Origin of the sequence: Dapis brunnea BLCC-M229, assembly GCF_050015995.1 — a bacterium.
Taxonomy (GTDB): Bacteria; Cyanobacteriota; Cyanobacteriia; order Cyanobacteriales; family Microcoleaceae; genus Trichodesmium.
The window spans coordinates 1-10,301 of sequence record NZ_JBNHEP010000099.1 but is presented as its reverse complement, the minus strand read 5'-3'; the positions used below and the strand labels follow the sequence as shown (position 1 = coordinate 10,301).

General features: G+C 33.7%; 8 protein-coding genes and 1 pseudogene. 7 read left to right on the top strand and 2 right to left on the bottom strand.

The window, feature by feature from the left end:
* The first annotated feature begins 213 nt into the window (after window positions 1–213).
* From ACP6PM_RS11810 to ACP6PM_RS11800, 3 genes and pseudogenes are all read left to right on the top strand, one after another.
* Window positions 214–1,917, top strand: coding sequence for a protein kinase domain-containing protein (locus ACP6PM_RS11810; protein ID WP_426584814.1), 1,704 nt, complete (start codon window positions 214–216; stop codon window positions 1,915–1,917).
* Between the two features lie 679 nt (window positions 1,918–2,596).
* Window positions 2,597–3,784, top strand: a complete 1,188-nt coding sequence (locus ACP6PM_RS11805) for a tetratricopeptide repeat protein (RefSeq protein WP_426584813.1) — start codon at window positions 2,597–2,599, stop codon at window positions 3,782–3,784.
* Window positions 3,785–3,849: 65 nt separating this feature from the next.
* Window positions 3,850–4,604: pseudogene (locus tag ACP6PM_RS11800) on the top strand (IS1 family transposase).
* 296 nt (window positions 4,605–4,900) lie between these two features.
* Here the strand turns inward: ACP6PM_RS11800 and radC are convergent.
* Window positions 4,901–5,632: a RadC family protein gene (gene radC, locus ACP6PM_RS11795; RefSeq protein WP_293098346.1), complete on the bottom strand. Its 732-nt coding sequence runs from the start codon at window positions 5,630–5,632 to the stop codon at window positions 4,901–4,903.
* A gap of 973 nt (window positions 5,633–6,605) precedes the next feature.
* Between radC and ACP6PM_RS11790 the strand changes: the two genes are divergently transcribed.
* On the top strand, window positions 6,606–7,181 hold the full coding sequence (locus ACP6PM_RS11790) for a 1,2-dihydroxy-3-keto-5-methylthiopentene dioxygenase (protein WP_426584812.1): 576 nt from the start codon (window positions 6,606–6,608) through the stop codon (window positions 7,179–7,181).
* A 66-nt stretch (window positions 7,182–7,247) separates the two neighbouring features.
* On the opposite strand, the gene ACP6PM_RS11785 is transcribed toward ACP6PM_RS11790, so the two are convergent.
* The gene (locus ACP6PM_RS11785; protein WP_426584811.1) at window positions 7,248–7,418 is read right to left on the bottom strand and encodes a hypothetical protein; all 171 of its coding nucleotides are present in this window, start codon (window positions 7,416–7,418) and stop codon (window positions 7,248–7,250) included.
* 66 nt (window positions 7,419–7,484) lie between these two features.
* Here ACP6PM_RS11785 and ACP6PM_RS11780 point away from each other — a divergent pair, with 66 nt between their 5' ends.
* From ACP6PM_RS11780 to ACP6PM_RS11770, 3 genes are all read left to right on the top strand, one after another.
* Window positions 7,485–7,796 carry a helix-turn-helix domain-containing protein gene (locus ACP6PM_RS11780; protein ID WP_426584809.1) on the top strand — a complete coding sequence of 104 codons (312 nt, stop codon included), beginning with the start codon at window positions 7,485–7,487 and terminating at the stop codon, window positions 7,794–7,796.
* Between the two features lie 84 nt (window positions 7,797–7,880).
* Window positions 7,881–8,741, top strand: a complete 861-nt coding sequence (locus ACP6PM_RS11775) for an RNA-guided endonuclease InsQ/TnpB family protein (protein ID WP_426584807.1) — start codon at window positions 7,881–7,883, stop codon at window positions 8,739–8,741.
* Window positions 8,742–8,880: 139 nt separating this feature from the next.
* Window positions 8,881–9,918 (top strand): NADP(H)-dependent aldo-keto reductase, encoded by a 1,038-nt coding sequence (locus tag ACP6PM_RS11770; RefSeq protein ID WP_426584805.1) that lies wholly within the window; start codon window positions 8,881–8,883, stop codon window positions 9,916–9,918.
* Window positions 9,919–10,301 lie beyond the last annotated feature (383 nt).

Below are 10,301 nucleotides of genomic sequence, written 5' to 3'. Positions count from 1 at the left end.
AAAGTTTTGAGTCGAGAAAATCAGATTTTTAACTTTTAACTGCTGTAGTTTATCCAATTCTCTATTCGACAAATTGGCAAAAACAATTTTACAAATAGTGTCAAACTTTAGATGTCAAATAATTTCCCAAAATTACTGTAGTCTGAAAGTTTTGAGTCGAGAAAATCAGATTTTTAACTTTTAACTGCTGTAGTTTATCCGATTTCCCATATTATGAATTACTGTATCAATCCTCAATGTCAGAATCGTCAAAATCCGGAAGAGCTTGATTTTTGTCAAGCTTGTGGTACTGAATTGTTGATTGAAAATCGCTATCGCATTATTCGACCCTTGCGACAACCACAACCTGCACATCCTACAGAAATTTTTGAAGTAGAAGATTGGGGAACGAGTTTAGAAGATTGGGGAAGTTTGAAAATTTTAAAAGTTTTGAAATATGACAATAATCCAGATTTAGTTCGATTATTCAAACAAGAAGCAAGAGTATTAATGTGGTTGCGTCATCCTGGAATTCCGAGAGTTGAACCCGATGGTTATTTTATAGTTTCACCTCATAAAAGTTCTAAACAACTACATTGTTTAGTAATGGAAAAAATCGAAGGAGAAAATTTAGAGGAGTGGTTAATTAATCATGGGAAAATTTATCAAGATGAAGCTTTAGATTGGTTACAACAAATTACCGAAATTTTAGATATGCTTCACAGTCAAAACTTACTTCATCGAGATTTAAAACCTTCTAATTTAATTTTGAGACCAAATGGGCAATTAACCGTAATTGATTTTGGCACAATTGGAGTAGGAGATTGGGGAACAACAAAAATTGGTTCTTTAGGATATGCTGCACCAGAACAAATGAATGGAGAAGCTGTTTTACAATCTGATTTTTTTGCATTAGGTCGTACCTTTGTTCATTTACTTACAGGTCAGTCTCCCATGAATTTTCCAACGGAGAGAAAAACTGGCAAAATTATTTGGAGAAATTATGCTCCTCAAGTTTCGCCTCTGCTGGCTGATTTTATTGATGAGTTAATGAATCCTCTTCCACAACAGCGACCTAAACATACACGATTTATTCTGAAAAAATCGAAAGAATTATCACAAACAATTGCCGAACAGACTAGATCGCCAACACAAATTAAGGTTTATTTGCAGTTTTTCCTTCTCATGTTAATGGGATTGATGGGATTAGGTTTTCTTTTGCAAAAAATTCCTCTTTTAATCCAAACCTATATTTTTCCAACCATTGACAAAAATCTCACAAATATTGGATTTGAACAGTATCTAAATAGTAATTTAGGCAGAGCTGAATTTTATTATCAACTTGCTCTAAAATTTAACCATGAAAATGCAGCTTCTTACCTACAGTTAGGATTAATTTGTGAAACTAGACAAGATTTTGGTTGTGCTAAAACTGAATATCAACAGGCAATAGATTCTGCAGTTTACCGAAATAATAATTATGTGAAAGTTGCAGCAATTAATAATTTATCCCGTCTCCAAATTTGGTTAGATGGAAATAATAAGACAGCAATTAACAATTTGACTCTTGGTTTACAACTTATGTCTGAATTACAGCAAAAATATCCTGGTAATTTCACTCAAGGAATAGAATCAAATTTACATAAAAATCTAGGTTGGGCTTATTTTCAGACCTTAAATTACTCTCAAGCTCAATCTCATTTAAAAAAAGCAATTCAACTAAACCTTGAAAATGCTCCAGCACAATGTTTATTAGCACAGGTACTGGAGCAAATTCCCACAGATAGAGATAGTTTAAAAAAAGCTAGGCAAAATTGTATAGATCTTAAATCTACTCAAAATCCTGAAACTAATACATGGAAAAATTTAGTCCGCCAACGTTTACAAACAGAAAAAGAAGGAGTAAGACTTAAGAAAATTCAAAAGTTTAAGAAATAGGGAGTAGGAAATAGGGAGTAGGGAGCAGGGGGTAATTTTGAAAGAGAAGAACATTTTTATTTGTAGCAAGGGATCTTGCCTGGGACACTTGTAGCTCACGCTTGATGAAATCCCCTCTAATCAATATTAATTTAAGAGCTAGGAAATTATAATTTAGTAACTCCTAACTACCTAATACCAATTTGATAAATTTTTGCTACAAATGACTAAGGGATTTTTTAGGAGTCAGGTAGGGGAGCCGTCGGATTGGCGACTTAGAGAATGAATGGCTTCAATTTTGTCAAAGGGACATCTCCTCTAAAGTCTTTTTATCGCCCTTACTATTCGTAACATTCTTTTTTCAAATTGGTATAACTCTTTAGCAATAGAAAAATACAACCTACTAAAGTTGAAAAATATAAAATAGAAAAATACAACCTACTAAAGTTGAAAAATATCAAGGGGATAGATATGAAAATCTAGATATTTTTGCCTCTATTAGTTTTTTTAATTTTGACTCCAGTAAACCAGATAATTAAATTACAAAATCATATTAAATTGTCACTAACTAATGCTATTACTAAAATTAATCAATCTCCAATTGGGCGAATTATTGAATTAGTATAACTCCTTAAAAATAGAAAAATACAACCTACTAAAGTTGAAAAATACCAAGTTGAAAAATACCAAGGGGATAGATATGAAAATCCAGACATTTTTAGCTCTATTAGTTATTTTAGTTTTGACTCCAGTAAAGCAGATAATTAACTTACAAAATTATATTATATTTGCACCAGCTAATGCTACTACTCAAGTTAATCAATCTCCAGTTGGGCGAATTATTGAAGCAGATGGAAAAGTATTTTTAAAGCGTCAAAATTGGTCAGAATATCATCCAGTTTTTGTTGGCACAGAACTCTATGCACAAGATAAAATAAAACTCACATCAGAAGCAAATTTAATAGCAATTTGTTACGCAAACTGGAAAACTTGGAGTTTGCCAAAAAATAATATATCTCAAACAATGGATGGCTGTTTACAAGCAAAATCACAATGTGTTGAAACTCCAGATGGATGTGTTCCTTTTGATGCTACTCGTGGAATTAATCAAGTAGCAATTACTGATAAAATTCCCTATCTTATTAGTCCGCGCCACACTTTATTATTACCAGATAAACCCTTGATTTTACATTGGAATCCTGTGGCAGGTGCAACTCGTTATACTGTTACTATCAAAAGTCCGTCAGAATATATTTGGGAAACAGAGGTTAGTGAAAATCAAGTAATTTATTCTGGGGAATTGCCTTTAAAAACAGGTGTTCGATATACAGTAATTGTTCATACTGATACTGAGATTTCTTCTCTTGACGAAAAATCGCCTTTTTCTAAACAAGATTATTTGGGAATAGGATTTGCTGTAATTTCAAAATCTCAACAGCAAGAAATTTTGGCAAAAAGTGAGGAGCTGACTCAAAAGTTAGATGGTGAAGCACGGGTACTAAGTATTGCTGAACTTTATCAACAAAATGGTTTGAATGGGGAAGCGATCGCTATCTTAGAATCTTTTATAGACCAAGGATATTATACTTCTACTGTTTATAGAATCTTGGGTGAAATATATCAACAGATTCAATTACCTGCATTAGCCAAGGATTACTATTTACAGTCAGCAGAATTGATGGCAGTTGATGATGTTGCAGGAAGGGGAAAACTTGAGGCTACTTTAGGAGAAGTTTATGCAATTTTAGGTAGTAACGAGGAAGCGATTCGTTGGTTAAACTTAGCTTATAAACGTTATGAAGAGTTAGGTCAAGTTGAACGGGGAGATGAGTTAAAATTATCACTGGAAAAATTACACAAGCAATTGCGAGAAGAATCGAATCAGTAATATCAAATTTGGGTAGTCCTGCTCGCGTAATGGTAAAATATAAATTAAAGTTGAATTTTCTAGCTATGCACTGTCCTAAATGCCAATCTACTAAAATTATCAAATATGGACATACTCACTACGGTAAGCCTCGGTTTCGTTGCCTAGATTGTGGACGACAATTTGTCGAGAATCCTAGCACAGAGCCTATTGATGAGGCAACAAGAGCGATGATTGATAAAATGTTGTATTTAGCGATTAGCATTGGCTGCGATTCCCTACGGGACGCTACGCGAACGCAAGAATTACAGGTGTTTCAGAAAGATGGTTACAGATGTATGTTAATCGCAAGTATGAGCAAATCGAAAAGCAAGTTGCTGTTACTAAAAAAAAACAGGTAAACTGATAATTCAACTTGATGAAATGTGGTCATTTGTTGGTTGTAAAAACAACAAACAATGGATTTGGCTGGCTATGGATGTTGGAACTCGTGAAATAGTAGGAGTATATATTGGCGTTGGCGGAGCAAGTGCGGCAGCTATATCGCTCTAGAAAATCAGCTCAAGGTCTCTGGAAATCTTTACCCGATGTATATCGTCAATGTGCAACCTGCTATACTGATTTTTGGGAAGCCTATGAGATGGTGTTACCTTCAATGCGACATCAAGCAGTAGGTAAGGAAACTGGTAAAACCAGTTATATAGAAAGGTTTAATAACACAATGCGACAACGTATTGGAAGATTGGTGCGAAAAACTTTATCGTTTTCCCAAAAATTAAGTAATCATATTGGAGCCATCTGGAACTTCGTACATCACTATAATGCCACAATTTGTACTTGACCATTACTATGCAGGACTACCAAATTTTTAAATAGTTTTTGAACTATAGAATAAAGTTTTCATTCTTATTAATCAAATCTACTAGAATTACTGTACCACACTTACATGGAATAGGCTGTATAAATTCTTACCTCCTGACTCCTGACTCCTGACTCCTGACTCCTGACTCCTGACTCCTGACTCCTAAGAACAAAGTCACGCTCTGCAATATTTTATGAAATTGGTATAATTACACCAATGCTACCTCCTTTGATATGACTTGCGCGTAGTGGTATAAATAGATTCAGGTTTTCTTCTTAATCTCCTTGAGGGTATTCTTCCCACAAATTACTTGTCTGGCGCAGACTGGAATGTTCTCCATTACCCATAATTATATGGTCGAGTAAGGGTATAGCTAAAAATTGCGCTCCTGCTAAGAGTTGTTTGGTTAAATTGATATCTTCAGGACTTGGTTCGACATTTCCTGAAGGATGATTATGAGAAATAATTACTCTGCTTGCACCTTGACGAATCACTTCTCGAAAAATTTCGCGGGGATGAGCTAATGTTTCTGTTGCTGTACCGATAGTAATTACCTGAGTTCCGAGTAAGCGATTATTTACATCCAAAAGTAAGACAGCAAATTTTTCTTGGGTTTGCCACATCAAATCTTGACTCAAAGCATCCGCAGCAGCTTGAGGACTATCAACAACTGCTAATTCTGGAGGGCGAGATTGAAATACTCTTTTTCCTAATTCAATGGCAGCAAGAATAGTTGTTGCTTTTGCTGTACCAATACCATGAATTTGAGTTAATTCTTGAACCGTAATATTGCGGAGAATTGAGAGGGGGTCACGCTGATGTTGACTTAATTGATTTAATACATATTGTCCAAGACCAACAGCAGAAAGTTTTCCTTTTCCTTGACCCGTACCTAGTAGAATAGCAATTAATTCTGCAGTAGAAAGACTTTTAGGACCAGAGGCAATTAATCTTTCTCGTGGTCGTTCATTACTAGGTAAGTCTGCAATTCTGAGACTGTACGTCATTTCAGTTATCAGTTATCAGTTATTAGTTATTAGTTATTAGTTATTAAGTAGACCAAGCTAAAAAAAAATGACGTTGCATATTTAGTCTAAACTCTAGTCAAAAGAATGATATACCTGACTTTTGAGCTAATTTACAATTTGATACATAACGCACGAAATTTACCACGCTCTACTTAGTTATCAGTTATTAGTACCTTTGGCTAAAGTCATAGGCTTAAAATACTGAAGTTAATTTTTTTCATCCCTTATCCAAGGGTAGGCTATTGACCTTATTTTTTTGTCATTGATATACTGCTGAAAAAATAAGGTAAATTATTTCTAAATATAGCATAGTTTAGTCAGAGAAATTTGACAAAATCAAAAATGTCATAAAACTCCGTATGATTTCTGAGATGTATAATTTTTTGTTCAAGATTATGACTTATATGATGCCCGGATAATAAGTTATAAAAAAGTTTTTGTTTGTAGTATTGCTCTAGCTCTAAGTTATAGATATTGCTCAAGCAATAGTACAAAATTTAATTATAACTATTCAACCACAGATGATATTATATGATTTATCTATGAGTATCAGTGTAACTAAGAGATAAAAATGCTTATTTACATTAGGTTTAATCAACAATTATTAAGTACATTGTTACAGAGAAATGGTATGAGTTTTTGATATAGGAGTTAGTGATTTTATTAGGTCAATAATTGAATATTTGAGAGGTAGGTTAAAATCAAAATATAGAACCAAGTAAATTTGCTGCTCAAAAGGTAATTTTTTCAAATTTGCTTTAATCCTTCTGGCTTAAGCATAGCTGTTTTATACCAATCATAAAGATAATAATATAGTTGTTGGTTTAAATACCGTCAGTGCTGTATAATAATTATTATCTTATAACAAATAGTGCTAAAATTTGATAGTCAATATAAACAAGAATATTCTTGTTTATAGAATCAATTTTAGTCATAAATCAACAGGTGAAATATGGCAATACTCAAACTAGAAGACGGTACAATTTACACTCAACTCAACGATATTTCTCGTGAACTTGAATCCTTAAATGTGCAACTGAATCATTGGCCTGTAGGAGACAATCCAGAAATTCATAATCTACTGGCAAAAGATGTACTCAACGATGATGAAAAAGAAGGATTATTACAAAGTTTGGATAATTATTTTGAGCAACTCAAAGAAACTGCTGGTTATCAGTCACGAGACTTAGTGGCAATACATCCAGAAATTCCTAATCTTGATGCAATGTTATCAAAGTTCGATAAATGTCATACCCATGCAGATGATGAAGTGCGTTATATTGTGGCAGGAGAAGGTATTTTTGGTTTTGTGCGTCCTGATGATAGTCAAGTTGAATTAACAGTACAGCCACAAGAATATATTAATGTACCAGCTAATACAGAACATTGGTTTTATTTGACACCAGAAAAACGAGTTAAAGCTGTGCGATATTTCGTTTCAATAGAAGGTTGGGTTCCTCATTACACTGGTACGGAAATTCGTTTTAATACTAGACTGGAGAATTCAGTTACTCCTCTAAGATTCTAAGTTAATTTTAACTTCAAAGTTGAGCAAAAGTCCCGCACCATAGTCTATGGTGTCGGGATGAATGCGCTATTTTTCCACCATTTTATCAGTTTGTGAACGTTTGTCCTCCACATAAGTAGGTAAACTATCTATAAAATCACTTATTACTTGAGTCATTGTTTTTTGTTTTCTGACTGCATATAATCTTAGTTTATATAATCTTTCTTTAGTTATTCGACAATGTAATGATTCTTTCATAGTTTTATGTTGCAATTATGTACACAAATTATTATAATACGCATAAGGTCGAAAAGAGAAAAATAGATGAGAATAGCCTATCAATACAAACTACGTCCAACAAAAGAACAAGCGGAGAAAATAGATAAAACTCTGGATATGTTGGGGTGTCAATATAACTATATGTTGGCAGAAAGATTTGATTGGTGGGAAAGAAATCAGTGTTCTATTAATGCTTGTCCTTTGATTTGTCACTTACCAGAATTAAAAGACCGTCCAACTAGGTTTAGTCAACAAAAGTCATTAACTCAATTAAAGGTAGATAAACCTTGGTACAAACAAATCCATTCTCAAGTTTTACAAGAAGTACCGAAAAGAGTTGAGCTGGCATTTGTATAGATGGCTAAAAGGATATTCAAATGGTAAGCGTTCAGGTAAACCAAGGTTCAAAGGTAAAGGTCAATATAAAACATTGTACGGACGTTGCATGCAACGTCCCTTTCTCAATTTAAACAACATAATTTTGTAGGTAACAAAGTTAAGTTCTCTAAAATAGGCGATGTAAAAGTAATTGTTCATCGGCCATTGCTTGACGGATTTGTGATTAAAACAGCATCAGTTACTAAAAAATCTAATGGCTATTTTGTTACCTTTAGTTTAGAAGATAAGTCTATACCAGAAATTAAACCTGATCTTAAACAAGGTAATATTGTAGGTATAGATGTCGGTTTAATAGACTTCTTTGTAACTTCTGATAATGACTATATTTCTGCTCCTAAATATTTGAGAGGATCAGAAAGAAAACTTAAGTCTGCCCAAAGAAAAGTGTCTAGGAGAAAAAAAGGTTCTAAGCGTAGACAAAAAGCGGTTAAACAATTAGCTAAAAAACATATAAAAGTAGTTAATACTAGAAAAGATTTTCACTTCAATACTGCTAATAAATTATTGAAAAAGTATGATATTATTGCAGTTGAAAAATTAAATATTAAAGGCATGGCTAAATCTAGATTAGCTAAGTCTATACATGATGCGGGTTGGGGTCAATTTAATATGATATTAGCTAACAAAGCTGTTAGCGAAGCTCCTCTGAAAGAGGCAAAAGCTGGTCAGTTAATAGTTGAAGTCAAACCTCATGGAACATCAACTGAATGTAGTAGATGTGGTCATAAAGTTAAGAAAACTTTAGCTCAGAGACAGCATGAATGTCCTAACTGCAATCTGTCAATTGGACGTGATTTGAATGCTGCAATTAACATCAAAAATAGGGCTAAAGTATTGATTAAAGATTTGTTGCCACCAACTAAATTTGAATCACATAAAGGCGTTCAATTGAGCCTATTCTAGAGAGGTAGGGCATTCCTTGTTAGCTCAGTCAATGTTCTCATAGAGAAGTCGCGCTCGTAGCCTACGCTATACCTTGTGTTAGCGTCAGGAATATGTCACTGCTAGGATAAAATTAGATAATTTACTAAAAAACAAACCAATGAAATACAACAAACTTGGAGATAGTAACTTAAATGTATCAGAAATTTGTTTAGGCACCATGACTTATGGGCAGCAAAACACTATTGAAGAAGCTCATCAACAACTTAATTATGCTGTTGCTGAAGGTATTAATTTTATTGATGCAGCAGAAATGTATCCAGTACCAACCAAGGCTGAAACTCAAGGAAAAACGGAAGAATATATTGGTGAGTGGTTGGTTAAACAACAACGCGATAAATTAATTATTGCTACAAAAATTGCCGGTCCTAGTTCTAGAATTACTTGGATTCGTGGGGGAAATCTTCAAGTTAACCGAGCCAATATTCAGCAAGCAATAGAAGATAGTTTGCGTCGTCTTCAAACTGACTATATTGACCTCTATCAAATTCATTGGCCTGACCGTTATGTGCCTTTATTTGGTGCCCCAGATTATGACCCAAATAATGAGCAAGATACGACACCTATTGCGGAACAATTAGAAGTATTTGCTGAGTTAATTAAAGCTGGAAAAATTCGTTATTTAGGAGTAAGTAATGAGACGGCTTGGGGAGTGTCCGAATTTTGCCATGTAGCAGAAAAACTAGGTTTACCAAAAATAGTTTCGATTCAAAATGCTTTTAGTTTAGTTAACCGTATTTTTCATATAAATATCGCTGAAGCTTGTCGATTTAATAATGTGGGATTAATGGCTTATAGTCCTCTAGCTTTTGGTCTTTTAACAGGTAAATATTTGCATGGAGTTCCTGAAAATTCTCGTGTAGCTTTGTTTCCTGGATTTGAGCAACGTTATCGTAAAACAAATTTGACTGAAGCGATAAAAGCTTATGTAGAAATTGCTCATAAAAATAATATGACTCCGGCGCAATTAGCATTAGCTTATGTGCGTTCCCGATGGTTTGTGGCTAGTACAATTATTGGGGCAACAACTATGGAACAATTAAAAGAAAATATTAGTAGTTTGGAGATAAATTTGACTGAAGAAATTATTGCTGAAATTGATGAGGTTCATGCTAAATATCCTAATCCTACACCTTAGAAGAAAATAATAAAGAGTAAATTGAAAATTATTAAGCTTACAGCACTTTTTAGGATGGTGAGGTACAGTTGAAGACTAATCTCTATTGATTATTTATTAAAGTGATAAATTTTGTACCTCACTAACTCCGAAATTGCTGTAAGTTTTAGCTAGTAAATATAGGGATAGAATATCTATTCCTATATTGAAGTATCATCATTAGACATCTCCAGGAAAGAGGGAACAGGGAACAGGGAACAGGGAGAAATAGTTGATAATAAAAGGATAAGAATTGATTTTATTTTTGATTTTTGGAGAGGTCTATTATATTTTATTGAAAAAATACTACCTTATAGAACCCCTAAGCGGATCTATGCGTACGCTAACCTCTTAAGCATCAGTCG